Genomic DNA, 24,802 nt, shown 5'->3' with positions numbered 1-24,802 from the left:
GTCACTTTTCCACGTACCGCAGCGAACGCAGGCCGCGCTCCAGATGCCAGTGCAGATAGGCGGACACCAGCCCGCTGCCCTCCCTGACATGACGCGCCTCGCACGCGTCCGCCGTCTCCCAGTCGCCGCTGAGCAGGGCGCTCAGCAGGGTGACGGCCTCAGCCGAGGGTACGACGCTGCCGGGTACCCGGCAGTCGCCGCATATGACGCCGCCCGCCGCGACGGAGAAGAACCGGTTCGGACCGGGCATTCCGCACCGGGCGCAGTCGTCGAAGCTGGGGGCGTAGCCGTTGACGGCGAGGGAGCGCAGCAGGAAGGCGTCCAGGATGAGGTGTGGTTCGTGCTCCCCGCGGGCCAGTGTGCGCAGGCCGCCCACCAGCAGCAGGTACTGCTGGACGGCGGGCTCGCCCTCGTGGTCGGTGAAGCGTTCGGCGGTCTCCAGCATCGCGGTGCCCGCGGTGTAGCGCCCGTAGTCGGTGACGATGCCGCCGCCGTACGGGGCGATCGTCTCGCTCTGGGTGCAGAGTGGAAGTCCGCGCCCGACCAGTTCGCTGCCGCGGGCGAAGAACTGCACGTCCACGTGGGAGAACGGCTCCAGCCGGGCCCCGAACTTCGACTTCGTGCGCCGCACGCCGCGCGCGACGGCCCGTACCCGGCCGTGGCCGCGGGTCAGGATCGTGATGATCCGGTCGGCCTCGCCCAGCTTCTGCGTGCGGAGCACCACGCCGTCGTCCCGGAACAAGCTCATGGCTCCATTGTCCGGTACGCGGGCGGCCTGGCGGGCCCGCCCCCGCAACCCGGTCCGGTCAGTTCCGGTCCGCGCCGCCTCCCGCGGGCACGACGAGACCGGATTCGTAGGCGACGATCACCAGCTGGGCCCGGTCGCGGGCGCCCAGTTTGCCCATGATCCGGCTGACGTGGGTCTTGGCGGTGAGCGGGCTGAGGCCGAGGGTCTCGGCGATCTCGGTGTTGTTGAGGCCGCGTGCGACGAGGGCGAGGACCTGGCGTTCGCGGTCGGAGAGCATCCCGGGTCCGCCGGGGCCGGTGCCGGTCGGGGGCTGCGGGGCGCTGAGGACCCGGGCGATCAGCCGGGCGGTCGGGCCGGGCGAGAGCAGGGCATCGCCCGCGGCCACCGTCCTGATCGCGGCGAGCAGATCGGCGGGCCTGGTGTCCTTGACCAGGAAGCCGGAGGCGCCGGCGCGCAGGGCGTCGACGATGTGGTCGTCGGTGTCGTACGTGGTCAGGACGAGGACCTTCACGCCGGCCAGGTCCTCGTCGGCGGCGATGCGGCGGGTCGCCTCGATGCCGTCGAGCTCGGGCATCCGGATGTCCATCACGACGAGGTCGGCGCGGGCGGTGCGGGCGAGCGCGACGGCTTCGAGGCCGGTGGCGGCCTCGCCGACGACCTCCATGTCCGGCGCGGAGCCGACGAGCATCGCGAACGCCGCCCGGACGAGGGTCTGGTCGTCGGCGAGCAGGACGCGGATCATGAGGCGGTCTCCGATACCTGTCGCGGTGCTGGGTTCCGCACTTCTCCCTGCGCCTGGAACGGCAGCAGCGCCGAGACCTCGAAGCCGCCGCCGGGGCGGGGCCCGGCGGCCAGGCTGCCGCCCGTGCTGCGGGCCCTCTCCCGCATCCCGACGATGCCGAAGCCGGGCGCGGAGCCGTCGTCCACCGGGCCGGTGCCGTCGTCGGTGACGGTGACCCGCAGCGCGGCCTGGCCGGCGGGGGCGACGGCGACGGTGATGCGGACGCCGGGGCCCGCGTGCCGTACCGCGTTCGTCAGGGACTCCTGCACGATGCGGTAGGCGGCCGCTCCGGTCGCCGGGGCCAGGCGGCCCTCCGGTACGTCCACCCGGAGGTCGACCCCGGCGCCGGCCGCCTCGGCGGCCCGTACGAGGCCGGGCAGCGCGGCCAGCCCGGGCAGCGGGCCGTCCGGGTCGGTCCCGCTGCCGCCGTGCCCGGTGTCGCGCAGCACCTGGAGGGTGGTGCGGAGCTCGGCCCTGGCCTCCCGGCAGGTGTCGGCGATGTCGTCCAGCGAGGCGGCGATCGCCGTGCGGTCGAGCCGTTCCGGGTCGACGGTCAGGATGTGCGAGGCGACCGAGGTCTGCACGCCGATGAGGGTGATGCTGTGGGCCAGCAGGTCGTGCAGGTCGCGGGCGATCCGCAGCCGCTCCTCGGCGACCCGGCGCCGGGCCTCTTCGTCGCGGGTGCGTTCGGCCCGTTCTGCGCGCTCCAGCATCGAGGCGACGTACTGGCGGTAGATGCGCACGTCGACCCCGCAGAACAGGATGGCGACGATCCATCCGGAGATGCGCAGCAGTTCGAGCCCCTGGTGGGCGTCGATGCTGAGCACCACCGTCACCATCACGGACGTCACGCCGATGCCGGTGAGCAGGGTGCGCAGCGGGCGGCCGGTCACGGCCACGGTGTAGAGGGCGATCCAGGTCTGCGGCATCGGAGCCGTGTGGGCGTTGTCGAGGCCGTGGTAGAGCATCAGCATCGGGATCATGGCGAGCAGGGCGAGGACGGGGTTGCGTCGTCGCCACACGAGCGGTGCGGCGCTGGCCATGAGCAGGAGCCAGCCGAGCGCGTCGGGCGCGGCCGCGCCGTCGGCGAGCAGGGCGAGGACGGCGGAGAGCGCACCGGCGCCCACGGCTACGAGGGCGTCGGTGCGCGTCTTGTGCGGCGCGTGCATGGGGTCGCGGTTGACGACGGCCAGGATGCGCTCGCGGCGGCCTGCGGTGGTGGACACGCCGCCATCCTCCGGTACGGGCCGGACCATTGTCAGGGCGCCCCGACGAGTTCCTGCTCGCGCGGGGCGGGTGCGGCGGGGGGACGGCTGAGCGCGCCGGGCCACCACATCTTCCGTTGCAGGGCCACGCTCGCCGAGGTCACCAGGTAGGTGCGGACGAGGAAGGTGTCGAGCAGGACGCCGACGGCGATGACGAAGCCCATCTCGACGAGGGAGGTCAGCGGCATGTTCGTCAGGACGGCGAAGGTGGCGGCGAGCACCAGTCCGGCCGAGGCGATCACGCCGCCGGTGGTGCGCAGGGCGGTGAGCGCGGCCGCGGTGGGTTCGGCGCCGCGCCGGGCCTCCTCCCGGACCCGGTGCATCAGGAAGATGCCGTAGTCGACGCCGAGGGCCACCAGGAAGACGAAGGTGAGCAGCGGCAGTCCGGGGTCGGTGCCCTTGAGTCCGAGGACCGGTTCGAAGAGCAGTCCGCCGATGCCGAGCGCGGCGCCCCAGACGGCGACGACGGCGGCGACGAGCAGCAGCGGGGCGACGAGGCTGCGCAGCAGGACGATCAGGATCAGCAGGACGGAGAGCAGGACGAGCGGGACGACGATTCCGAGGTCCCGGGAGCTGGCGGTCTCCAGGTCCATCTGCTGGGCGCCGGGCCCGCCGACGTGGCTGCCGTCCAGTCCGTCGCGCAGGGCGTGGATGGTGTCCCGCTCCCCCGCGGACTCGGGCGGGTCCTCGGCGACGACGGACAGTTCGGTCCAGCCGCCGCCGCTGCGGCCTCGTTCGGCGGAGGCGACGCCCTCGGTCGTACGGGCCTTCGCCAGTGCGGCGCCGGCCCGGTCGGTCGGGGCCAGCACGGTGACCGGCTGGGCGGAGCGGCCCGGATAGGCGTCGGCGAGGGTGCTCATGGCGACGACGGATTCCGGTCTGCTGGTGAAGGAGTCCTCCTGCTTGAGGTCGCCCGGCAGGTTGAACGCCCCGAGCGACAGCGCGCCCAGCAGCACCCCGCCGGTCACCAGGACCGCGACGGGCCGGCGCCCGGCCGAGCCGCCCATGGCGGCGAACAGGGAGCGGCGCTTCCTCGGCTCGGAGCCGTACACCGGCACGAGCGGCCAGAACACCCTGCGGCCCAGCAGCACCAGCACCGCGGGAAGCAGCGTCAGCATGGCCAGGAGCGCGCACAGCACCCCGACGGCGGCGATGGGCCCCATTCCCCGGCTGCTGGTGAGATCGGCGGCCAGCAGGCACAGGAGGCCCGCCGCGACGGTGGCGGAGGAGGCGACGACGGCGGGTCCGCAGCCGCGCAGCGCCGCCGCCATGGCCTCGTGCGGCCTGGCGACGCGGGTGAGTTCCTCGCGGTAGCGGGAGACGAGCAGCAGGGCGTAGTCGGTGCCCGCGCCGAAGACGAGGATGGTCATCACCGCGGAGCTCTGGCCGGTGACGGTGACGTCGAAGCCCCGGTTGAGGCCGTAGACGACCGCCATTGACAGGGCGTCGGCGACACCCGCGACGACGAGTGGCACCAGCCACAGCAGCGGGCTGCGGTAGATGAGGATCAGCAGGATCGCGACGACGGCGACGGTCGTGTAGAGGAGCGGTCCGCCGAGGGAGCCGTAAACCTTCTGCGCGTCGGCGTTCAGCGCTCCGGGTCCGCCGACGTCGGCGCTCAGTCCGCCGTCGCCCCTCACGGTCTCGCGCACCTGGTCGACGAACGCGGTCCGCGCCTCGTCATCCTGGCCGGGCTCGGTCGTGGAGACCGGGTACATCAGGGTCGTGCCGTCCTTGGAGGGCACGGCCCGCGGCGGTGCGGTGAGGGTGTGGGCGCCGGCGACCCCGGCGGTCTGCCGGGCCGCCACGGTCCGGTCGGCGGCGGTCAGCCCGCCGTCGCGGTGGTAGACGAGCACGAGGTCGGTCGACTCGCCGCCGGGCAGTGTGTCCTGGATCCTCGCCACCTGGGTGGAGTCGGCACTCGCCGGCAGGTAATCGACGGCCCGGTTGACCTGTACGTCCCCGAGCCTGCCGGCCAGCGGTCCGGCGATCGCGATCACGGCGACCCAGAGCGCGACGATCGCCCAGGGCAGCATGCGCCACCTGTTCCGCGGTCGCGTCCGCTCGTCCTTGTCCTGTGCTGCGGCCCTCATGGGAGGCCCCCCTCTTCCGTCCGGGTGTCCGGTCCTGTCCAGACTCCCGTCGGGCCGGGGACGATTCGTCGGACCGGGGGCCGACTTCCCGGCTACTGCCGGGGAGGGCACGACGGCCCGGCTACTCCCGCGGGAGTAGCCGGGCCGTCGTGGAGAGGGCTCAGGAGGGCGTACGCGCCGCCGCGGCGAGCAGCCGGGCGGTGTCCTCGGCGCGGAGCCGCAGCGCCCCGCCGACCGTGGTCAGCACCTCGCGCTCGGCCGGGCTGTACGGGCCGTCGGCGAGGGCGATCCGGGCGCCCTGGAGCAGAATCGATTCGCGCCCGGCGGGGGCGAGGTGCGGGGCGAGGGGCTCCAGCGCCTCGTGGAGCTCGATGGCGAGGGCCGCGCCGCAGGCCTCGGCCGCGGGGTCGAAGGCGGAGCCGTGACCGATGTCGGCGGAGAGGACCTCGACGACGGTGGCGAGCTGCTCCTGCGTGCAGTCGTCCAGACCGGCGCCGCGCACCGTCTCGACCGCGGCCTCCAGAACCGCTCGGGAGGTGCTGCCGCCGGCCGCGAGGACGCCGAGGGCCACGGTGTGGACGGCGTCCCTGAGCATCGCGGAGAACCGGGTGGTGGTGGGGTGGTCGAGCGCCTCGGTGTCGAAGTGGGCGCGGCAGGCCGCGCATTCGACGACCGGTCCCACGGTGCCGCGCCGCAGCAGCGGCACGCCGAGGACGGCGAAGCGGCGGCGTCCGGTGAGGCGGCGGTAATTGCGGTCGCCTCCGCAGCCGGGGCAGAAGAACTCACCGTCGCCGACGGTGTCCCACAGCGTGCGGGTGCCGCAGATACGCAGCTTTGTGGCGCTTCGTCCCAGGGCTGACCGCACGTCGCACACCTCCGTAACGCTCCGGCAACATTGCCGTGTTGGACGTGATGTTAACCACATCCGTGAAGCGGCGTCAGCATCTCGCTCGTCACAACCGTGCGGAGATGGCCGAACCCCGCCCCCCGGGTGCGGGTGGACGGGGTTCACGGACCGTACGACTTCATGCCCTTTCGGGCGCCGGGTCAGCGGGTGGCGCGGTTGACGGCCGAGACGACCGCCTTCAGGGAGGCCCGCGTGGTGTTGGCGTCGATGCCGATGCCCCACAGGACCTTTCCGTCGATGGCGCACTCGATGTACGAGGCGGCCTGCGCGCTCGCGCCCTCGCTCATGGTGTGCTCGGTGTAGTCCAGCAGCCGGGCGTCGATGCCGATGGCCTGCAGCGCTTCGAAGAACGCGGAGATCGGACCGTTGCCGGTGCCGGTGAGCACGGTGTCCGCGCCGTCCACGGTCGCCTCGACGGTGATCGTGTCCTGGCCGTCGGAGCCGGTGGTGGTCTGGCCGGAGCGGATCTGTACGCGGCCCCACTGAGCCGCCGCGTCCTCGGGGTTGGGCAGGTACTCGTCCTGGAACGTGGTCCAGATCTGCGTCGGCGTGACCTCGCCGCCCTCGGCGTCGGTCTTGGCCTGAATGATCCGGGAGAACTCGATCTGCATCCGGCGCGGCAGGTCCAGCTTGTGGTCGTTCTTCAGGACGTACGCGATTCCGCCCTTGCCGGACTGCGAGTTGACCCGGATGACGGCCTCGTAGGAGCGGCCGACGTCCTTCGGGTCGATCGGCAGGTACGGCACCGCCCACTCGAGATCATCGACGGTGACCCCCTTGCCCCGGGCGGCCGCATCGGCCTCCATGGCGTCGAAGCCCTTCTTGATGGCGTCCTGGTGGGAGCCGGAGAAGGCGGTGTAGACCAGGTCGCCCGCGTAGGGGTGGCGCGGGTGGACCTCCATCTGGTTGCAGTACTCGCTGGTGCGGCGGATCTCGTCGATCTGCGAGAAGTCGATCTGCGGGTCGACGCCCTGCGAGAACAGGTTCATGCCCAGCGTCACCAGGTCGACGTTGCCGGTGCGCTCGCCCTGGCCGAACAGGCAGCCCTCGATCCGGTCCGCACCGGCCATCAGGGCCAGTTCGGCGGCGGCGACGGCGGTGCCGCGGTCGTTGTGCGGGTGGACGGACAGGCAGACGTGCTCGCGGCGCGACAGGTTGCGCGACATCCACTCGAACCGGTCCGCGTGCGTGGACGGCGTCGAACGCTCCACGGTGGCGGGCAGGTTGAGGATGATCTCGCGGCCCTCCTCGGGCTGCCAGACGTCACAGACCGCCTCGCAGACCTCCAGGGCGAAGTCCAGCTCGGTGTCGGTGAAGATCTCCGGGCTGTACTGGTAGCCGAAGATCGTCTCCTCGCCCAGGATCTTCTCCGCGTACTCCATGACCAGCCGGGTGCCGTCGACCGCGATCTGCTTGACCTGCTCCTTGGAGCCGCGGAAGACCACGCGGCGGAAGGTGGGGGCGGTCGCGTTGTACAGGTGCACGGTGGCGCGGCGGGCGCCGACCAGCGACTCGACGGTCCGCTCGATCAGCTCCTCGCGGGCCTGCGTCAGGACGGAGATCGTCACGTCCTCGGGGATCGCGCCCTCTTCGATGATGGAGCGGACGAACGCGAAGTCGGTCTCGCCGGAGGACGGGAAGCCGACCTCGATCTCCTTGTAGCCCATGCGCACCAGCAGGTCGAACATCTCGCGCTTGCGGGCCGGCGACATCGGGTCGATCAGGGCCTGGTTGCCGTCGCGCAGGTCGGTGGAGAGCCAGCGGGGCGCCTTGGTGATCCGCTTCTCGGGCCAGGTGCGGTCGGGGATCTCGACGGCCTCGTAGCGGCCGTACTTGTGGACCGGCATCCCGGACGGCTTCTGCAGTCCCGTGGCGTTGGTGATCGGCGTGGGACGGCCCACCGCGTTCTCGGCGGGGGTCTGCGCGGGGTTCACTGCGGTCATGGCGTAGGGCTCCTCGGGGTCCTTCATGGGGACGGCCGACGTGTTCGCTGCAACACCAGACTCCGCGGGGAGGGGGTCGGCCTACGACTACAGGCCCTCGCCGCGGCAGCTAAGAAGAAGCAGCCCGAAACGCATGATGCGTCGAGACTATCCGAGGGGCGCCCGGGACGTCGGTGCCGTATCAGTATGCGGGATCGGGTGCCGGTAACGGGTGAACAGTGATGGATCACTCTATTTCGTCAATCTAGGTAGCAACCAGTGACTTTGCGATCACACGCTGCCACAGTCGTGTGTATGCAGCCTCGATCTCAGCACGGGTTCCACCCCGTCTTCTGCACCATCGTGCCGCCCCACGTCCTCGACAAGCTGTCGCAGTCCGACGATCCCGTCCTGGCGGGCCCCGCCCGCCGCACCCTGGAGGCCGACGCCGCCCGGCGCACCCGGCGCCAGGTGACCACCGCCGTCCGGCCCCGCATCGACCCGGCGCCCGCGGGCGACCGGTCCGGCAAACCCGACCGCACGCTCTACGACTGCCGCCACGGCACGGATCTCCCCGGGACGAAGGTCCGCTCCGAGGGCGAGGAGCCCACCTCCGACGCCAGCGTCAACCGCGCGTACGCGGGCCTCGGCGCCACCTTCGAACTGCTGCTCAGCGCCTACGGCCGCCGTTCGATCGACGGCGAGGGTCTGCCGCTGATCGGCTCCGTGCACTACGACGAGAAGTACAACAACGCCTTCTTCGACGGCGAGCAGATGGTCTTCGGCGACGGGGACGGGGAGATCTTCCTGGACTTCACCGTCGCCATCGACGTGATCGCGCACGAGCTGGCGCACGGACTGACCCAGTACACCGCCAACCTGAACTACTACGGCCAGTCCGGCGCGCTCAACGAGTCGGTCTCGGACGTGTTCGGCTCCCTGGTGAAGCAGTACTCGCTGGGCCAGACCGCCGCCCAGGCCGACTGGCTGATCGGCGCGGGCCTGCTCGCGCCCCGCGTCCAGGGGGTGGCGCTGCGCTCGATGAAGGCACCCGGCACGGCGTACGACGACGACGTGCTCGGCAAGGACCCGCAGCCGGACTCCATGGACGACTACATCCACACGGGCGAGGACAACGGCGGGGTGCACCTCAACTCCGGCATCCCCAACCGCGCGTTCTACCTGCTGGCGACCGCGCTCGGCGGCAGTTCCTGGGAGCGGGCCGGGCAGCTCTGGTTCGATGTGCTCACAGGTGGTGAACTGGCGGTGGACGCGGACTTCGCGTCCTTCGCCCGGCTGACCGTGGCGGCGGCCCGCAGCCGCTTCGGCGAGGGCGACGAGGTGGAAGCGGTCCTCAAGGCCTGGTCGGAGGTGGGCGTACCGACCGCGTAACCGGAACCGGGCAGGCCCGTCCGTCGAGGAAGGACACCACATGCGGATCCAGGTGAGCAGGACCGGCGGCTTCGCCGGCATCGCACGCCACCGCGAGATCGACACCTCCGGACGGGCCGACGCCCACGAGTGGGAGGCCCTGGCCGAGTCGGCGCTCACCGGCGGCCGGGACGGCACGCCCGCGGGCGTGCCGGACGGCTTCAGCTACCGCATCACGGTCGGCGACGTGACCGTGCACTGCGCGGACCCGCGGCTGACCGACGCCCAGCGCGCCCTGGTCTCACGCGTCCTGAAGGAGGGCGCGTGAGACGGGCGGCGTACGTCTGAGCCCCACGGCCGCCCTCGCACCCTTCGGCCCCAGGGGCCTCAGCGGCTTCGCACGGCTGCGCCGGCCTCCGGCCGCCGGTCCGTGACCCCGCTCAGAACCCCAGCTTCCGCAGCTGCTTCGGGACCGATCCCCACGGCCGCCCTCACACCCTTCGGCCCCAGGGGCCTCAGCGGCTTCGCACGGCTGCGCCGGCCTCCGGCCGCCGGTCCGTGCCCCCGCTCAGAACCCCAGCTTCCGCAGCTGCTTCGGATCGCGCTGCCAGTCCTTGGCGACCTTCACGTGCAGGTCGAGGAAGACCGGTGTGCCCAGCAGCGCCTCGATGTGCTTGCGCGACTTCGTGCCGACTTCCTTCAGCCGCTTGCCCTTCGGGCCGATGATGATGCCCTTCTGGCTGGGCCGCTCGATGTAGACGTTGGCGTGGATGTCCAGCAGCGGCTTGTCCGCCGGGCGGTCCTCGCGCGGCAGCATCTCCTCGACGACGACCGCGATGGAGTGCGGCAGCTCGTCCCGTACGCCTTCGAGCGCGGCCTCGCGGATCAGCTCCGCGACCATGACCATCTCGGGCTCGTCGGTGAGGTCGCCCTCCGGGTAGAGGGGCGGGCTCTCGGGGAGCAGCGGGGCGATCAGGTCGGCGAGCAGGCCGACCTGGTTGTCCTCGACGGCCGAGACGGGGATGATCTCCGCCCACTCGAAGCCGAGCTCCTCGCCGAGGCGGGATACGGCCAGCAGCTGTTCGGCGAGCTGCTTGGACTCGACCAGGTCGGACTTGGTGATGATCGCGATCTTGGGCGTCTTCTTGATGCCCGCGAGTTCCTTGACGATGTACTTGTCGCCGGGGCCGAGCTTCTGGTCGGCGGGCAGGCAGAAGCCGATGACGTCGACCTCGGCCCAGGTGGTGCGCACGACGTCGTTGAGACGCTCGCCCAGCAGGGTGCGCGGCTTGTGGAGGCCGGGGGTGTCGACCAGGATCAGCTGCGCGTCCGGACGGTGCACGATGCCGCGCACGGTGTGCCGGGTCGTCTGGGGCCGGTTGGACGTGATCGCCACCTTCTGGCCGACCAGAGCGTTCGTAAGGGTGGACTTGCCCGCGTTGGGACGGCCCACGAAGCAGGCGAAACCGGCCCGGTGAGGGGCGGTGTTCTCAGCCTGCTGCGCAGCGGCTTCAGGGTTAGGTCGAGCGCTCATGGCGCCCATTGTCCCCGATCCCGGCGGTCGCGGGGCACCATGGCCGCCGCCGTGGCCATGGTGCCCCTCGTCTCAGGCCGTGGAACGGCGGTTGCGGCGGGCCCGTATCCAGAGCGCCGCACCACCGGCGAGGACCACCAGTAGCGCTCCGGCGACCAGCCACGGCAGGGCGAAGTAGGAGACGGCGGCGGACTCGCGGCTGTCGCGGGCGCTCGCGGTCAGCTTGATCTCACCCCACTCGACCTGCGGCGCGCCCTTCCACTCCTCGGTGAGCCGGACCTGCTGGCGGGGCAGCAGCTCGGACGGGATGCGCTTGAGGTCCCGGGCCAGCAGGGTGCGGCCGAAGAGGCCCTCGGCCTTGAGGGCGACCTTGGGGCTGAGGGTGACGTTGCCGCGGTTGTGCAGCGTGTACGAGATGACGGCGCGGGACTTCCCGGTACCCGGGACGAGCGGCTGGGTGTGCTCGACCTTGACGTCTTCGACGGAGATCGCGGGCATCGTCGGGCCGTTCACCCGCAGATAGATCCGGGCGCCGACCGCCTTGCGGATGCCGACGGCGACGGCTCCCGCGTCGGCGGGGTCGATGCGCTCGTCGAGGGCGACGAGGGCGCCTGGGTGGTCGCCCGGTTCGGCGTCCTCCGGGACCTCGATCGTGACGGACACAGTCACCGAGCCGTGCGGTTTGACGGTGACCCGGTCCCGGTCGGTCCTGGCCCAGGCGCCGACGGAGCGCTGCTTCTCGTCCAGCGCCCGGACCGCGAAACCGCCGTCGCGTGCCGTGTTGTACGCGTCGGCGGCGTACAGCCGGAAGGTCAGCGGCGTACCGGTCTTGTTGGTGACGGTCACCTTGTCGGTGAGGGTGGCGCCGGGGTCGGCGGAGAGGTAGAAGTACGGCCGCGCGCCGGAGCCGGCGGTGGCGGGGAAGACCGACCAGCTGCCGTTGTCGGCGGCGCCGGCCGTGGGCGCGCCGAGCAGGAGCAGGGCGGTGGACAGCAGGGACGACAGGAGAACGGACAGCTTGCGCACGGTGCGGGCCCCCAGGTGCACGCTCGGGCGGGGTGGGCCGGCCGGGTGCGCGCCCGGCCCACCGGTTGATCAGTGACTGCCGCCCACGCTCACGTCAGGGTGAGGGTGAGCACTCCGGCGTACGCGCCGGGGGCGGTGTACGCCGGCACGTCCAGCGACAGCTGGGCGTCGACGGTGAACTCACCGCCGGTGAACGCGCCGTCCGGGGTGGACGCCAGGGTCGCGCCGGCACTGCCGACGGTTCCCTCCGATCCGGCCGCGCAGGTGCTCGGGCTGCCGGACTTCGTCGCGCAGGCCGGGCTCCAGCCGAGTGCGGAGGCGCCGATCACCGCCCCGCCCGGGCCCTTGAAGTCGGTGACCTTGCCGGTCAGGGACCAGCCCGCGGGTCCGCCGCGGAAGTCCTGGACCGTCACGGTCTGCAGGGCGCCGGTGGAGGCACCGCCCTGCCCGAAGTCGACCGCCGACAGGGCGACCGAGTCCCCGGCCTGGGCCATGGAGAGGGTGCCCGCCCTGACGGACGAGGTCAGCCGCTGGCTGCCGTCCGGGATCTCGCCGCCGCCACCGGTGACGGTGTAGGCCTGGGGGCCCGCACCCTTGGCGGCGTCCCAGCCGGCGCCCTCGTAGGCGACGACGCCGGTGGTCGCGGGGTCGTTGACGGTGAGCTGTCCGGTGAAGGCTCCCGAACCGTCCGCCGTGACCGTCGCGGTGTCGCCGGTCTGGGCGTCCCCGGCCCGGCCGGCGAGTGTGACGGACGCGCCCGCGGTGAACTTCGACCCGGTCACGGTGACCTGGTCACCGGCCGCGCCGGAGGCGGTGCCGAGCTGGATGGCCCGTTCGTTGACCTGGCCGCCGCCGTCCGTGGCGATGATCGTCTGGGAGACGGGAGCGGGCGGATCGGTGACCGTGCAGGGCGTGTCCAGCTCCATGATGTAGCTGGTGTGGATGTTGTAGTCGCCGGGCGAGAGGGTGATCTCACCGGGCGCGGTGACGGTGAAGGTGCCGGTCATGGAGAACGACGGGAACGCGCCCTTGCCGGGCACCGGACCGTTCTTCTTCGGGCCCGCGACCGTCACGGCGGCGGTCTGCGCACCGCCGACGGTGACCTTGCCGGTCGGCGTCATGATGTCGGCGGGCAGGGCCAGGTCGACCGGGTTGCTCGCGGCCGGTTCGACGACGGTGTACGTCACCGTGACCGTGTCGCCGACCTTCGGGGCGGCGTTGTCGACGGTGATCTCGGCCGAGGTCGTCCCGTCGATGGGCGGGATGCCGGCGATGGCGGGCGGGATGCAGTGGGTCGGGAAGTCCACCGCGACCGAGGCCGTCGCGCTGGCCTGGGCGGGCCCGGCGAGCAGTCCTCCCCCGGTGACGACGAGCGCGCCGACGCCGAGCACGGCGGCCCAGCGGCGGCCGCGGTCCGGGCGGCTTCGGCGAGGGAATCCTCGGGTGCCGGATCTTCGGCTGTCGGATCTTCGGATGGCTGGACGCATGGAGCCCCCTCCTGCGGGATCCGGCACGGCGGCTCTTCCGCGCCGGCTGGGGGCCATTGATGACTGGGGCCGAAAAGAAGTCAATGGAAGCGAAATGCGCCGACTGATGGACCATCAGATGCTGTCAAGATCCATGATTCCCGCACATCCTGTGCGAACGCCCCGCACCGGTGGGGCGCGGGGCGTTCGTACACAGGGTGAGGGTGCCGCGGAGGTCAGCCCGCCGTCACCCGGAGCCGCAGCACGCCGTCGGGACCGGCGAGCAGCACGGGTGTGTCCGCCCCGCCCAGGTCCCGTACCGCGGCCCGGTCCTCGTCGGAGGGGGTCTGCGCGTCGGAGACGACCGCGGCCGCCTCCAGCGAGGTGGCGCCGCTGGCCACGGCCATGGCCACGGCCGTCTGCAACGCGCTGAGCCGCAGCGACTCGAGCGCCACGGTCCCCGCCACATACGTACGTCCGGTCTCGTCCCGTACGGCCGCGCCCTCCGGCACACCGTTGCGGGCGCGGGCGCTGCGCGCCAGCGTGACGATCTTGCGGTCCTCGGCGCCGAGGTCGGTGCTATCGCTCATGTGCCGAGCATACGAAGCGCGGCCGCGGCCGGGGCACCCGGGCGCCCCGGGCCCTCACGCCCCCACCTGCCGCATCGCACCGCGCCGGCCCTCCGGCGAGGCCAGCCAGCGCAGTTTCTCCTCCGTGCCGGTGTCCGGCCAGGGGTTGTGCAGCACGACCGCCAGATCGGGGCGGGCCGGGATGCGCAGCTGGGTGGCCTCCACGACCAGCGTGCCCACGTCCGGGTGCGAGAGCTCCTTGCGCATCTGCCCGCCCGGCGCGACGTCCCGCCGCGCCCACAGCTCGGCGAACTCGGGGCTGCGCGCGGCCGCCTCGGCCACGATCGCCCGGAACCCCTCGTCGTCGGGGCACTCCGCGCACGCGGCCCGGAACTGGGCGACGACCCGGGCGGCGGTGTCCCACCACTCCGCGTCCCCGCCCCGGTGCACGGGATCGGTGAAGAAGGCGATCACACAGTTCTGCGGCCGGTCCGGGCTCATCCCCATCACCATCGACGCCGCGTCGTTGTACAGGATGACGTTCCAGTACGCGTCCATGATGTGGGCCGGGTAGGGCATCCAGCCGTCGAGAAGCCGCTGAAGCCCCGCGCACATGTCCGTGTGCGCCGGATCGACCTCGGGGGCCGGCGGGTTGAGACCGGCGAGCACGTACAGATGACGGCGTTCGGTGCCGCTGAGCCGCAGCACCCGGGCCACGGAGTCCAGCACCTGCGGCGACACGGTGATGTCCCGGCCCTGCTCAAGCCACTGGTACCAGGAGACGCCCACACCCGCGAGGACGGCGACCTCCTCGCGGCGCAGCCCCGGCGTACGCCGTCGCGCCCCGCCGTCCGGCAGACCCGCGTCGGCCGGGCTGACCCGCGCCCGCCTGCTCCTCAGGAACTCCCGCAGTTCGCCCAGGCGGTGCGCCTTGCCGGCGTCCGCCGCGATCCGGGCCGGTGTGCCCACGTACTCCCCCTGGTGTCCGGGCCGGCGCCTGCCTGGTGGTGCGGCCAACAGGATAAGTACCCGCTCCCCATGGATATTCCGGCGGCCGCAGGCTCATGCCCATGGCGATCGACTCACCCACCCCAGCAGCTGTCACCGCTCCCGTCCCCGCACCCCCCGCCCCGGACCGGCTCTCCGGCCGGGCCCGGCTCGTCCTCCTCGTGCTGTGCGCCGCCCAGTTCATGGTGTCGCTCGACTTCTCCGTACTGAACGTGGCGCTGCCCGTCCTCGGCGACGACCTCGGCCTGAGCCGTTCGGGACTCCAGTGGGCGATCACCGCCTTCGCGCTGCCCTCCGGCGGATTCCTGCTGCTCTTCGGCCGGATCGCCGACCTCTACGGCCGCCGCAGGCTGTTCCTCACCGGCCTCGCCGTCTTCGGCGCCGCCTCCCTGCTGGCCACGCTCGCCTGGAACCCGGCCGCCTTCCTCACCGGACGCGCCCTCCAGGGGCTCGGCGCCGCGGCGATCGTCCCGACCGGTATGTCCCTGCTCACCACCACGTTCCCGGAGGGCCCGCTGCGGGACCGGGCGCTCGGCATCAGCGGCACCCTGCTCTCCCTCGGCTTCACCGTCGGCATGGTGGCGGGCGGCACCCTCACCGACACCCTGGGCTGGCGCTCCACGATGGGGCTGCTGACGCTGGCCGCCGTCGTCGTCCTCGCCACGGCCCCCGCGCTGCTCACCGAGTCCCGCACGCCCGACCGGCCGCGGCTCGACGTGCCGGGCGCCGTCACGGTCACCGGCGGCCTCCTGGCGCTGATCTACGCCCTGTCCACGGCGGCCGAGCACGGCTTCGGCCGGGTGGACGTGCAGGCCGCGCTGGCCGCCGGAGTCGTCCTGCTCGTCGCGTTCGTGGTCGTCGAGTCCCGCGCGTCGGCGCCGCTGGTCTCGCTCCCGATGCTGCGGCGGCGCACGGTGGCCTTCGGCAATCTGGGCGGGCTACTGACCTTCTCGATGATGAGCACCATCGTCTTCGTGCTGACCCTGTACCTGCAGGAGGTCCTGGACCTGTCGGCCTTCGGGACCGGCCTGGTCTTCGGGGTGCAGGGCGCCGCCTCGGTGGTCGCGGGCGTGTACGCCCCGAGGGTGATCGGCCGCATCGGCGCCCGGCGCACCCTGTCCCTCTCATTGCTGGGCCAGGGCCTGTTCATCGCGGGCCTGCTGGGCCTCGGCGCGGACTCGGGCGTCTGGCTGGCGACCGTCGCGGTCTCGCTGGCCAGCATGTGCCACCTGGGCGCGATCATCGCGTACGGCCTGGCGGTCACCTCGGGCGTGCCGAACGAGGAGCAGGGCCTGGCGACGGGCCTGGTCACCACGACCCAGCAGGTGGGACTGACGATCGGCATCCCGCTGCTCGGCGTGGTCGCGACGACCCAGACCTCACTGCTGGACGGTGTACGCACGGTGGTGGCGGTGGCAGCGGCCCTGCTGATCGCGGCAGCGGGAGTGGTGGCAGCGGGACTACGGCGCAACTGAACCCCCCAACCGGAAAATCAAGCCCCTCCGGCGATTGAGGAGCGGGGGCCCGGGGGCGGAGCCCCCGAACCCACCCGCCTACGCCCGGTCCAACCGCAACCGCTCCGCACGGGGCAACCCCGCCACCACCAGGTCGTAACTGTCCTCGATCAGCTCGCGCAGCCGCGCATCCGGCACCCCCGACACCGTCACCGTGTTCCAGTGCCGCTTGTTCATGTGCCACCCCGGCACCACCGCCTCGTACTCCTCCCGGAGCCGTACCGCCGCGTCGGGGTCGCACTTGAGGTTCACCGTCAGCGGCTGCCCGTCCAGCGCGGTCAGCGCGAACACCTTGCCGAGCACCTTGAAGACGGATGTCTCGGGCCCGAACGGGAACTCCTCGGCGCTCGCGTTGAACTCCAGGCAGAACGCCTTCAGCTCCTCGGGAGTCATCCCGCCGCCTCCTCCTCCGGAGCCACCGGCTCCGCCAGCACCGTGACGATCTTGTTCCGGCGGCCCGCCGGGGACTCCGCGGTCAGCCGCAGCCGTCGCCCGTCGGGCAGGCCGACCTCCGACGAGGCACCGGCGATCGGGACCCGGCCCAGCGCCTTCGCGAGCAGCCCGCCGACCGTCTCCACGTCCTCGTCGTCGTACTCGTCGAGCCCGAACAGCTCGCCGAGGTCGCCGATGTCCAGCCGGGCGGTCACCCGGAAGCAGCCGTCCTCCAGCTCCTGGACCGGCGGCAGTTCGCGGTCGTACTCGTCGGTGATCTCGCCGACGATCTCCTCCAGGATGTCCTCGATGGTGACGATGCCCGCGGTGCCCCCGTACTCGTCGATGACGACGGCCACGTGGCTGCGGTCCTGCTGCATCTCGCGCAGCAGGTCGCCGGCGTTCTTCGTGTCGGGCACGAAGGCCGCCGGGCGCATCGCCGTGGAGACCAGGTCGGCCTCCGACTCCCGGTTGATGTGCGTCTTGCGGACCAGGTCCTTGAGGTAGACGATCCCGACGATGTCGTCCTCGTTCTCCCCAGTGACGGGGATCCGCGAGAAGCCGGAGCGCAGGGCCAGGGTCAGCGCCTGCCGGATCGTCTTGTAGCGCTCGATGCAGACCAGGTCCGTGCGCGGCACCATCACCTCGCGCACGAGCGTGTCGCCGAGTTCGAAGACGGAGTGCACCATGCGGCGCTCCTCGTCCTCGATCAGCGACTCCTGCTCCGCGAGGTCGACCATCGCCCGCAGCTCGGCCTCGCTGGCGAACGGGCCCTTGCGGAACCCCTTGCCCGGCGTCAGCGCGTTGCCGATGAGGATCAGCAGCTGCGGGATCGGGCCCATGATCCGGGCCAGCGGCAGCAGCACGTACGACGCCGCGGTGGCCGTGTTCAGGGGATGCTGGCGGCCGATGGTGCGCGGCGAGACGCCGATGGCGACGTAGGAGACGAGGACCATCACGCCCATGGCGACGGCCAGCGCCTCCCAGGTCTCCGGGAACTCCTTCAGGCAGGCGTACGTGACGAGCACCCCGGCGGCCATCTCGCAGGCGACCCGCACCAGCAGGGCGACGTTGAGATAGCGCGTCGGGTCGGCCGCGACCTGTTCCAGCTTGTCGCTGCCGCGCCGCCCCGAGCGGACCGCCTCGGCGGCGCGGAAGCTCGACGTACGCGCGATGCCGGCCTCGGCGCAGGCCGCCAGCCAGCCGACGACGACCAGCAGGACGACGCCGAGGACGAGCGGCAGGCTCACGAGACGGTGGGTGCGGGGGACGGACCGGTGAGCCCGTGCTCGCCGCGCCAGCCGTCCACGATGGCCGCCTGGAGGCCGAACATCTCGGCCTTCTCGTCGGGCTCCTCGTGGTCGTAGCCGAGCAGGTGCAGCACCCCGTGGACGGTGAGGAGCTGGAGCTCCTCGTCCATGGAGTGCTGCGTCTCGGCGTCCTCGCCCTGCTTCTTGGCGACCTCCGGGCAGAGCACGATGTCACCGAGGAGCCCCTGCGGGGGCTCCTCGTCGTCCTTGGACGGCGGACGCAGTTCGTCCATCGGGAAGGACATGACATCCGTCGGACCCGTCAGGTCCATCCACTGGATGTGGAGCTGCTCCATGGCCTCGGTGTCCACCACGATCACGGAGAGTTCGGAGAGCGGGTGGATCCTCATCCGCGCGAGCGCGTAGCGGGCGATGTCGAGGATCGCCTGCTCGTCGACCTCGGTTCCGGACTCGTTGTTGACGTCGATCGACATGGTGCGCTGCTACTGCTTCCCGTTGTGACGGCCTCGGCCCTTGCCGGCCGGGCCGTCGTGGTCGCCCTGGTTGTCGTACTTCTCGTACGCGTCGACGATACGGCCGACCAGCTTGTGCCGGACGACATCCTGGGAGGTGAGCCGGGAGAAGTGCACGTCGTCGAGGCCCTCCAGGATGTCCTGGACCTGACGCAGACCGCTCTTGGTGCCGTTCGGCAGGTCGACCTGGGTGACGTCACCCGTGACGACGATCTTCGAGTCGAAGCCGAGCCTGGTCAGGAACATCTTCATCTGCTCGGCGCTGGTGTTCTGCGCCTCGTCGAGAATGATGAAGGCGTCATTCAGGGTCCGGCCCCTCATGTAGGCCAGCGGCGCCACCTCGATCGTGCCCGCCGCCATCAGCCGCGGGATCGAGTCCGGGTCGAGCATGTCGTGCAGGGCGTCGTAGAGCGGGCGCAGATACGGGTCGATCTTGTCGAAGAGCGTGCCGGGCAGGAAGCCGAGCCGCTCACCGGCCTCGACCGCCGGGCGGGTCAGGATGATCCGGCTGACCTGCTTGGACTGCAGGGCCTGGACCGCCTTGGCCATGGCGAGGTAGGTCTTGCCGGTACCGGCGGGGCCGATGCCGAAGACGATCGTGTGCTTGTCGATCGCGTCGACGTACCGCTTCTGGTTGAGCGTCTTGGGGCGGATCGTGCGGCCGCGGCTGGAGAGGATGTTCTGCGTGAGCACCTCGGCCGGGGTCTCGGAGCCGTCCGCCTTGCCGCTCTCGCTGGCCTTGAGCATCGCGATCGACCGTTCCACGGCGTCCTCCGTCATCGGCTGCCCGGTGCGGAGCACCAGCACCATCTCGTCGAACAGGCGCTGGATCAGGGCGATCTCCGCCGCATTGCCCGTTGCGCTGATGTCATTGCCCCGGACGTGGATGTCGGCCGCCGGGAACGCCGTTTCGATCACGCGCAGCAGCGAGTCGCCCGCTCCCAGGAGCATCACCATGGGGTGTGCGGCCGGGATGCTGATGTGGGCACGCGCCTGCGGCTGTGTGGGTGTCTGAGTCATGGGCCGGCCCTCGGGCCTGCGCATACCTCCCGTTGCACGGTTCTCGCTGCTCGAAAACCTCAGGTGTACCCAGCCTACGACTTGGTACGGACAACACCAGGGGTTTTACCTGCCGGGAGCAGCCGACCGGTTCAAGGTCGAAAGCCGATCGTGGGGACGGCGCGGCGCAGCGGCCAGGGGCGGGTGGCGGCGGGGAGCAGGTCCTGGAGGAAGGCGTAGCGCTGGAGTGCGGCCGGGTCCTGGTCGGTGACGGTGCGGATGCGCTGCCACCAGGCGGCGATCTCCGCCCAGCCGGGGGCCGAGAGCGAGCCGCCGAACTCCTGGACGGAGAGGGCGGCGGTGAGGCCGGCGAAGGCGAGGCGGTCGGCGAGCGGCCAGTTGGCGAGGGTGCCGGTGACGAAGCCTGCGACGAAGACGTCGCCGGCGCCGGTCGGGTCCAGGGCCTCGACCTCGATCGCGGGGACCTCCGCGGTGGTCCCGGTGGCCGCGTCGACCGCGTACGCGCCCTCGGCACCGAGGGTGACGACGGCGAGCGGGACCCGTTCGGCCAGCGCGTGCGCGGCGGCGCGGGGGCAGTCGGTGCGGGTGTAGCGCATGGCTTCCTCGGCGTTGGGGAGGAAGGCCCGGCAGTGCTCCAGGTCGGTGAGTCCGTCCAGGTCCCAGCGGCCGGTCTCGTCCCAGCCGACGTCGGCGAAGACCACGGCCCCGCGGCGGGCCGCCGCGGCGACCCAGGGTTCGCTGCGGCCGGGGGCGAGCGAGGCGACGGCGGCCCGGGCGCGGGGCGGGCAGCGGGGGAAGGCGGCGGGGGCTCCCGGGAGTGCGGTGGCGGGCGGGGGCGGGGCCTCGTGGCCGTGCGAGACCATCGTCCGCTCGCCCTCGTACGCCATGGAGACGGTCACCGGGGAGTGCCAGCCGCGGACGGTGTGCGACATGGACAGGTCGATGCCCTCGCCCTGTTCCAGGGCGTCCCAGCAGTACTCGCCGTAGTGGTCGTCGCCGAACGCCGCGGCGAGCGAGGTGTGGAGGCCCAGGCGGGCGAGGGCGGTGGCCATGTTGGCGACTCCGCCGGGGCTCGATCCCATGCCGCGCGCCCAGGACTCGGTGCCGCGCACGGGGGCGCTGTCGAGGCCGGTGAAGATGATGTCGAGGAAGACCGTGCCGGTGAGGAAGACGTCGCAGTCCGGGTCCTGCGGTGCGCGCAGCCCGCCCAGTGGGTCGATGCCTGGAATGTCAGCGCTCACCTTGCACTCCCCGGTCGTGGCGGTTCCGGCCAGTCTGCCTGATGAGTACCGGTGGGCGCCGGGTCCGCGCCGGGGCCGGGTCCGCGTCCCGGAGGGTCGTCGAACGCCGAGGTGACCTGCATAAACATGCGCTGTTACCCGCATAGAAACACGGCAAACGCATAAGTGACTCAGATCACACCGGGGCAGCTTTCGGCCGACCCGGCGCACTTGATACAAATTGGCCCGCGACCACCGTTGGGGATCTAACCGACGTGTGTGCCGACTCCCCGCATTTTTCGTATTTCTCGCTTTTCCGCATCACCCCCCTCTCTTCTCCGCCTCTTCTGGCATGTCTTCAGGAACGCCCATGTCCTCGCGCCCTCGCGCCGCGTGGCCTCTGGTTGCCGTGTTCACCGCCGGTTACCTCGCCGCCTATCTCCTCCCCACCATCGTGGGACGGCTCTCCGTCTATCTGGGCCTCAGCACGGCACAGGCCGGTCTGGTCGGCAGCGCGCTGCTGCTGAGTTCGGCCTCCGCCGGCTTCTGCCTGGCGGGCCGCGTCGAGACGTTCGGGCCGCGGAGACCTGCGCGGATCGGACTGGTGCTGGCCGTACTGGGGTACGGCTGCGCGGCGCTGGCGGGTTCCGTGCCGCTGGTCGTGCTGGGCGCCGTGGTCGGCGGCTTCGGTTCCGGCACCGCGACCGCGGTGGCCGCTGCGTGCATCGCCGCCCAGCGTGACCCGCACCGGACGTCGTCCCTGGGGCTGCTGAGCGTGTCCGCTACCGCGGGCGCCCTGTATCTGACGATCCCGCACCTGGGCGGCGGCCACCGGCTGCCGTTCGCCTCGATCGCCCTGGTCGCGGTGTGCGTGTGGCCGGCCACCTCGCGGCTCGGCGGTTCGGTGCCGGCCGGTCCGGCCGTCCCCGCTCCGGGACGGCTGCCGCACCGGCGCTCGGGCCTGGTGCTGGCGGGCGGCATGCTCGTCTGGTCGATGGCGCAGAACGCGCTGTGGGGCGTCAGCAGCCGCATCGGCGTGGACCAGGTCGGGCTCTCCGAGGTCACCATCGGCGCCGTGTTCGCCGCCGCGCTCGGCGCCGGTCTGCTCGGTGTCATGGGCGCCGGGGTGCTGGGTGCCCGGCTCGGGCGCGCGGTGCCGATCGGCATGGGCACCGTGGTGATCGCCGCGAGCATCGTGCTCAGCTCGTCGGCCGGGAGCGTCGGCTCGTTCGCGACCGGCGAGATCCTGTGGAACACCGTCTACCCGGTGGTCCTGTCGTATCTGATCGGTCTGGCCGCCTCCCTGGACGTGCGGGGCCGCTGGGCGGTCCTGGCGGGCTCGGCGTCCTCGGTCGGTGTGGCCTGCGGTCCGGTGCTCGGCAGTGTGCTGTCCGAGGAGGCCGGCTTCCCGGCGATGGGGCTGATCCTGGGCGCGGTGACCCTGCTGGTCGCGGTCCCGGTGACGGCCGTCGCCCTGCACACGGGCGGCCGTCCGCTGGTGCCGGGCTCGGTGCGCCGCAGGGGCGGTGCTCCGGCGGCCCTGCTCGCGGTCACCACGGGTGCGGTGCCGGGCGCCGTGCCGAAGCTGGGCGCGCCCGAGCAGGCCGTCACGGAGATCAGCCTGCCCGCGCTGCGCCGCCGGCGCCCGGTCAGGAGTGCGTTCCGGACGGCCGGCCCGTCGGGTGGCGGTCAGTCGAACGCGTACGCCTCGACCTCGGACAGGTAGCGCGCCCTGCGCTCCTCGTCGTGGTCGAGGAAGGCCGCCTCGAAGGAGTTGCGGGCCAGGGTGCGCAACTGCTCGCGCTCCAGGCCGAGCGCCTCGTGGACGGCGTGGAAGGTGTCGCCGACGTACCCGCCGAAGTAGGCGGGGTCGTCGGAGTTGACGGTGCAGAGCAGCCCGGCGTCCATCATGGCCCGCAGCGGGTGCTCCTCCAGGGTGTCGATGGCGCGCAGCCGGACGTTGGACAGCGGGCACAGGGTGAGCGGCACCCGGTCGGCGGCCAGCCGCTTCACGAGTTCCGGGTCCTCCATGCAGCGCAGTCCGTGGTCGATGCGCTCGACTCCGAGGACGTCGAGCGCCTCGGTGATGTACGCGGGCGGTCCCTCCTCGCCGGCATGGGCGACCTTGCGCAGCCCGAGCTCACCGGCCGCGGCGTACACCTCGCGGAACTTGGCGGGCGGGTGGCCGACCTCGGCGGAGTCCAGGCCGACGGCGCTGATCCGGTGCAGGTACGGCTTCGCGGCCTCCAGCGTCTCCAGTGCCGATTCGGCGGACTGGTCGCGCAGGAAGCACATGATCAGCTGGGTGGAGATGCCGTGCTTCTCCTCGCTGCGCTCCAGCGCCCGGCCGAGTCCCTCGACGACGGTGCCGATGGGGACGCCCCGGGCGGTGTGCGCCTGCGGGTCGAAGAAGATCTCCGCGTGGCGCACGCCCTGGGCCGCGGCGCGGGTCAGGTAGGCGTCGGCGAGTGCGGCGAAGTCGTCCTCGGTCCGCAGCACCGCCATCAGCGCGTAGTACAGGTCGAGGAAGGTCTGCAGGTCCTCGAAGAGGTAGGCGGTGCGCAGTTCCTCGGTGTCCGCGTAGGGCAGCGTCACGCCGTTGCGTGCGGCGAGCTCGAAGGCCAGCTCGGGTTCGAGGGTTCCTTCGATGTGGAGGTGGAGTTCTGCTTTGGGGAGGTGCACGGGTTCTTCTCGCTAACGCAGGTGGTGCGGTGATCTGTTACGGGTGGTGGCGGGTCGGTACCGGGACGCGGATCAGGTCCTGGGCGACGGTCAGTTCGCCCTCGAACCCGGCCGCCCGGGCCTGGGCTCCGAAGAGCTCCGGGTCCGGGTAGCGCTGCGAGAAGTGCGTGAGTACGAGATGCCGTACTCCCGCCTCCCGCGCGACCCGGGCCGCCTGCCCGGCGGTCAGGTGGCCGTGGTCGGTGGCCAGCCGTTCGTCCTCGTCGAGGAAGGTCGACTCGATGACCAGCATGTCGCAGCCCTCGGCGAGTGCGTACACGCCGTCGCACAGCCTGGTGTCCATGATGAACGCGAACCGCTGTCCGCGCCTGCGCTCGGAGACGTCGTCGAGGGTGACTCCGCCGAGGACGCCGTCGCGCCGGATCCGGCCGACGTCCGGTCCCGCGATGCCGTGCTCGGCGAGTCTCGCGGGCAGCATGCGCCGCCCGTCGGGCTCGACGAGCCGGTAGCCGTACGACTCGACGGGGTGCGAGAGCTTGTGGGCGTCCAGCGTGTACGCCTCCGTGGTGGCCAGCGGCCCGTCGACGGCGACCGGGGCCTCGGTCAGCTCGACGGACTCGCGGTAGGCGGTGGCGTACCGCAGCCGTTCGAAGAAGTGCTGTCCGCTCGCCGGGTAGTGCGCGGTGACGGGGTGCGGGACCTGGTCGAGGTTGATCCGCTGGATCACCCCGGCCAGGCCCAGCGAGTGGTCGCCGTGGAAGTGCGTGACGCAGATCCGGTCGATGTCGTGGGCGGCGACGCCGGCCCGCAGCATCTGGCGCTGGGTCCCCTCGCCGGGATCGAAGAGGATGCCCTCGCCGTCCCAGCGCAGCAGGTAGCCGTTGTGGTTGCGGTGCCGGGTCGGGACCTGGCTGGCGGTGCCGAGGACGACGAGTTCACGTGCGGACACGGTGTGCGGCGTTCCGTCCTAGCCGGGGGGCCACTGGAGGCCGCGGCCGCCCAGGACGTGGGCGTGCGCGTGGAAGACGGTCTGCCCGGCTCCGGCGCCGGTGTTGAACACGACGCGGTAACCGGTCCCGTCGATCTTCTCGTCGGCGGCGACGTGCCCGGCCTCGCGCAGGACGTCGGCGAGGACCTGCGGCTCGGCGGTGGCGAGCGAGGCGGCGTCCGGGTGATGGACGCGGGGGATGACGAGGACGTGGGTGGGGGCCTGGGGGTTGATGTCGCGGAAGGCGACCGTGGTGTCGGTCTCCCGGACGATGGTGGCCGGGATCTCACCGGAGACGATCTTGCAGAACAGGCAGTCGGACTGCGGTTCTCCTGCCATGGGGTGCGCTCCTCTGTCTCGGTGATCCGTTACGGGGCAGCCTAGCGGGCGGGGCCGGGACGCTGGGCCCGGACGCTTTCGGGGCACTGCCCCCGCGCCTCGATCGCCGGCGGGGCTGGATCCCTCAAGCCCCG

23 protein-coding genes are annotated in these 24,802 nt (G+C 72.0%); 4 read left to right on the top strand and 19 right to left on the bottom strand.

Going from position 1 to position 24,802, the window contains the following annotated elements:
• Position 1 precedes the first annotated feature (1 nt).
• The 6 genes from recO to leuA form a co-directional block, all read right to left on the bottom strand.
• Positions 2–748, bottom strand: coding sequence for a DNA repair protein RecO (gene recO / locus OG521_26870; protein ID WUW24194.1), 747 nt, complete (start codon positions 746–748; stop codon positions 2–4).
• A 58-nt stretch (positions 749–806) separates the two neighbouring features.
• Positions 807–1,490: a response regulator transcription factor gene (locus tag OG521_26865; protein ID WUW24193.1), complete on the bottom strand. Its 684-nt coding sequence runs from the start codon at positions 1,488–1,490 to the stop codon at positions 807–809.
• Positions 1,487–2,785: a histidine kinase gene (locus OG521_26860; GenBank protein ID WUW24192.1), complete on the bottom strand. Its 1,299-nt coding sequence runs from the start codon at positions 2,783–2,785 to the stop codon at positions 1,487–1,489. The genes OG521_26865 and OG521_26860 overlap by 4 nt, the downstream gene beginning before the upstream one ends.
• 2 nt (positions 2,786–2,787) lie before the next feature.
• Entirely contained in the window at positions 2,788–4,887 is a 2,100-nt protein-coding gene (locus OG521_26855) for an MMPL family transporter (GenBank protein ID WUW24191.1), read from the bottom strand.
• Positions 4,888–5,047: 160 nt separating this feature from the next.
• The gene (locus OG521_26850) at positions 5,048–5,752 is read right to left on the bottom strand and encodes a TerB family tellurite resistance protein (GenBank protein WUW24190.1); all 705 of its coding nucleotides are present in this window, start codon (positions 5,750–5,752) and stop codon (positions 5,048–5,050) included.
• Between the two features lie 182 nt (positions 5,753–5,934).
• Positions 5,935–7,737, bottom strand: a complete 1,803-nt coding sequence (leuA, locus tag OG521_26845) for a 2-isopropylmalate synthase (GenBank protein WUW24189.1) — start codon at positions 7,735–7,737, stop codon at positions 5,935–5,937.
• A 294-nt stretch (positions 7,738–8,031) separates the two neighbouring features.
• On the opposite strand from leuA, the gene OG521_26840 reads away from it, so the two are divergent.
• Both OG521_26840 and OG521_26835 read left to right on the top strand, forming a co-directional pair.
• Positions 8,032–9,108 (top strand): M4 family metallopeptidase, encoded by a 1,077-nt coding sequence (locus OG521_26840; protein ID WUW24188.1) that lies wholly within the window; start codon positions 8,032–8,034, stop codon positions 9,106–9,108.
• Between the two features lie 40 nt (positions 9,109–9,148).
• The gene (locus tag OG521_26835) at positions 9,149–9,415 is read left to right on the top strand and encodes a hypothetical protein (GenBank protein ID WUW24187.1); all 267 of its coding nucleotides are present in this window, start codon (positions 9,149–9,151) and stop codon (positions 9,413–9,415) included.
• A gap of 240 nt (positions 9,416–9,655) precedes the next feature.
• On the opposite strand, the gene era is transcribed toward OG521_26835, so the two are convergent.
• The 5 genes from era to OG521_26810 all read right to left on the bottom strand — a co-directional run bounded on the left by era (position 9,656) and on the right by OG521_26810 (position 14,651).
• Positions 9,656–10,630, bottom strand: coding sequence for a GTPase Era (era, locus tag OG521_26830; GenBank protein ID WUW24186.1), 975 nt, complete (start codon positions 10,628–10,630; stop codon positions 9,656–9,658).
• Between the two features lie 63 nt (positions 10,631–10,693).
• Entirely contained in the window at positions 10,694–11,647 is a 954-nt protein-coding gene (locus OG521_26825) for a DUF916 domain-containing protein (protein ID WUW24185.1), read from the bottom strand.
• 89 nt (positions 11,648–11,736) lie between these two features.
• The gene (locus OG521_26820; protein ID WUW24184.1) at positions 11,737–13,134 is read right to left on the bottom strand and encodes a WxL domain-containing protein; all 1,398 of its coding nucleotides are present in this window, start codon (positions 13,132–13,134) and stop codon (positions 11,737–11,739) included.
• A gap of 215 nt (positions 13,135–13,349) precedes the next feature.
• Positions 13,350–13,703: a cytidine deaminase gene (locus tag OG521_26815; protein ID WUW24183.1), complete on the bottom strand. Its 354-nt coding sequence runs from the start codon at positions 13,701–13,703 to the stop codon at positions 13,350–13,352.
• Positions 13,704–13,757: 54 nt separating this feature from the next.
• Positions 13,758–14,651, bottom strand: a complete 894-nt coding sequence (locus tag OG521_26810) for a helix-turn-helix transcriptional regulator (protein WUW24182.1) — start codon at positions 14,649–14,651, stop codon at positions 13,758–13,760.
• A 101-nt stretch (positions 14,652–14,752) separates the two neighbouring features.
• Here OG521_26810 and OG521_26805 point away from each other — a divergent pair, with 101 nt between their 5' ends.
• The gene (locus OG521_26805) at positions 14,753–16,165 is read left to right on the top strand and encodes an MFS transporter (protein WUW24181.1); all 1,413 of its coding nucleotides are present in this window, start codon (positions 14,753–14,755) and stop codon (positions 16,163–16,165) included.
• A 78-nt stretch (positions 16,166–16,243) separates the two neighbouring features.
• Here OG521_26805 and OG521_26800 read toward each other — a convergent pair whose 3' ends face one another.
• From OG521_26800 to OG521_26780, 5 genes are all read right to left on the bottom strand, one after another.
• On the bottom strand, positions 16,244–16,597 hold the full coding sequence (locus OG521_26800) for an MmcQ/YjbR family DNA-binding protein (GenBank protein WUW24180.1): 354 nt from the start codon (positions 16,595–16,597) through the stop codon (positions 16,244–16,246).
• Positions 16,594–17,886: a hemolysin family protein gene (locus OG521_26795; GenBank protein ID WUW24179.1), complete on the bottom strand. Its 1,293-nt coding sequence runs from the start codon at positions 17,884–17,886 to the stop codon at positions 16,594–16,596. Before OG521_26795 ends, OG521_26800 begins: the two co-directional genes overlap by 4 nt.
• Positions 17,883–18,380, bottom strand: coding sequence for an rRNA maturation RNase YbeY (gene ybeY / locus OG521_26790; protein ID WUW24178.1), 498 nt, complete (start codon positions 18,378–18,380; stop codon positions 17,883–17,885). The genes OG521_26795 and ybeY overlap by 4 nt, the downstream gene beginning before the upstream one ends.
• Positions 18,381–18,389: 9 nt before the next feature.
• Positions 18,390–19,439 (bottom strand): PhoH family protein, encoded by a 1,050-nt coding sequence (locus OG521_26785; GenBank protein WUW24177.1) that lies wholly within the window; start codon positions 19,437–19,439, stop codon positions 18,390–18,392.
• A gap of 131 nt (positions 19,440–19,570) precedes the next feature.
• A complete protein-coding gene (locus tag OG521_26780; protein WUW24176.1) occupies positions 19,571–20,680 on the bottom strand; it encodes a PfkB family carbohydrate kinase in 1,110 nt (369 codons plus the stop codon).
• 349 nt (positions 20,681–21,029) lie between these two features.
• Here OG521_26780 and OG521_26775 point away from each other — a divergent pair, with 349 nt between their 5' ends.
• The gene (locus tag OG521_26775; protein ID WUW24175.1) at positions 21,030–22,385 is read left to right on the top strand and encodes an MFS transporter; all 1,356 of its coding nucleotides are present in this window, start codon (positions 21,030–21,032) and stop codon (positions 22,383–22,385) included.
• On the opposite strand, the gene OG521_26770 is transcribed toward OG521_26775, so the two are convergent.
• From OG521_26770 to OG521_26760, 3 genes are read right to left on the bottom strand one after another with little or no spacing between them, the layout of a single operon-like run.
• Positions 22,349–23,341, bottom strand: a complete 993-nt coding sequence (locus OG521_26770) for an adenosine deaminase (GenBank protein ID WUW24174.1) — start codon at positions 23,339–23,341, stop codon at positions 22,349–22,351. The two genes, OG521_26775 and OG521_26770, sit on opposite strands and share 37 nt — an antisense overlap.
• A 37-nt stretch (positions 23,342–23,378) precedes the next feature.
• Positions 23,379–24,290 carry a ribonuclease Z gene (locus OG521_26765; GenBank protein WUW24173.1) on the bottom strand — a complete coding sequence of 304 codons (912 nt, stop codon included), beginning with the start codon at positions 24,288–24,290 and terminating at the stop codon, positions 23,379–23,381.
• 18 nt (positions 24,291–24,308) lie between these two features.
• Positions 24,309–24,668 carry a histidine triad nucleotide-binding protein gene (locus tag OG521_26760; GenBank protein ID WUW24172.1) on the bottom strand — a complete coding sequence of 120 codons (360 nt, stop codon included), beginning with the start codon at positions 24,666–24,668 and terminating at the stop codon, positions 24,309–24,311.
• Positions 24,669–24,802 lie beyond the last annotated feature (134 nt).

The sequence above is a fragment of the Streptomyces sp. NBC_01463 genome (assembly GCA_036227345.1).
Classification (GTDB): domain Bacteria; phylum Actinomycetota; class Actinomycetes; order Streptomycetales; family Streptomycetaceae; genus Streptomyces.
This window is presented reverse-complemented; position numbering and strand designations above follow the sequence as displayed.

Excerpts from the sequence above, each read along its gene's own strand:
- recO (WUW24194.1), bottom strand. The coding sequence starts at position 748 with ATGAGCTTGTTCCGGGACGACGGCGTGGTGCTCCGCACGCAGAAGCTG.
- OG521_26865 (WUW24193.1), bottom strand. The coding sequence starts at position 1,490 with ATGATCCGCGTCCTGCTCGCCGACGACCAGACCCTCGTCCGGGCGGCG.
- OG521_26860 (WUW24192.1), bottom strand. The coding sequence starts at position 2,785 with ATGGTCCGGCCCGTACCGGAGGATGGCGGCGTGTCCACCACCGCAGGC.
- OG521_26855 (WUW24191.1), bottom strand. The coding sequence starts at position 4,887 with ATGAGGGCCGCAGCACAGGACAAGGACGAGCGGACGCGACCGCGGAAC.
- leuA (WUW24189.1), bottom strand. The coding sequence starts at position 7,737 with ATGACCGCAGTGAACCCCGCGCAGACCCCCGCCGAGAACGCGGTGGGC.
- OG521_26840 (WUW24188.1), top strand. The coding sequence starts at position 8,032 with ATGCAGCCTCGATCTCAGCACGGGTTCCACCCCGTCTTCTGCACCATC.
- OG521_26835 (WUW24187.1), top strand. The coding sequence starts at position 9,149 with ATGCGGATCCAGGTGAGCAGGACCGGCGGCTTCGCCGGCATCGCACGC.
- era (WUW24186.1), bottom strand. The coding sequence starts at position 10,630 with ATGGGCGCCATGAGCGCTCGACCTAACCCTGAAGCCGCTGCGCAGCAG.
- OG521_26820 (WUW24184.1), bottom strand. The coding sequence starts at position 13,134 with ATGCGTCCAGCCATCCGAAGATCCGACAGCCGAAGATCCGGCACCCGA.
- OG521_26815 (WUW24183.1), bottom strand. The coding sequence starts at position 13,703 with ATGAGCGATAGCACCGACCTCGGCGCCGAGGACCGCAAGATCGTCACG.
- OG521_26805 (WUW24181.1), top strand. The coding sequence starts at position 14,753 with ATGGCGATCGACTCACCCACCCCAGCAGCTGTCACCGCTCCCGTCCCC.
- OG521_26800 (WUW24180.1), bottom strand. The coding sequence starts at position 16,597 with ATGACTCCCGAGGAGCTGAAGGCGTTCTGCCTGGAGTTCAACGCGAGC.
- ybeY (WUW24178.1), bottom strand. The coding sequence starts at position 18,380 with ATGTCGATCGACGTCAACAACGAGTCCGGAACCGAGGTCGACGAGCAG.
- OG521_26785 (WUW24177.1), bottom strand. The coding sequence starts at position 19,439 with ATGACTCAGACACCCACACAGCCGCAGGCGCGTGCCCACATCAGCATC.
- OG521_26775 (WUW24175.1), top strand. The coding sequence starts at position 21,030 with ATGTCCTCGCGCCCTCGCGCCGCGTGGCCTCTGGTTGCCGTGTTCACC.
- OG521_26760 (WUW24172.1), bottom strand. The coding sequence starts at position 24,668 with ATGGCAGGAGAACCGCAGTCCGACTGCCTGTTCTGCAAGATCGTCTCC.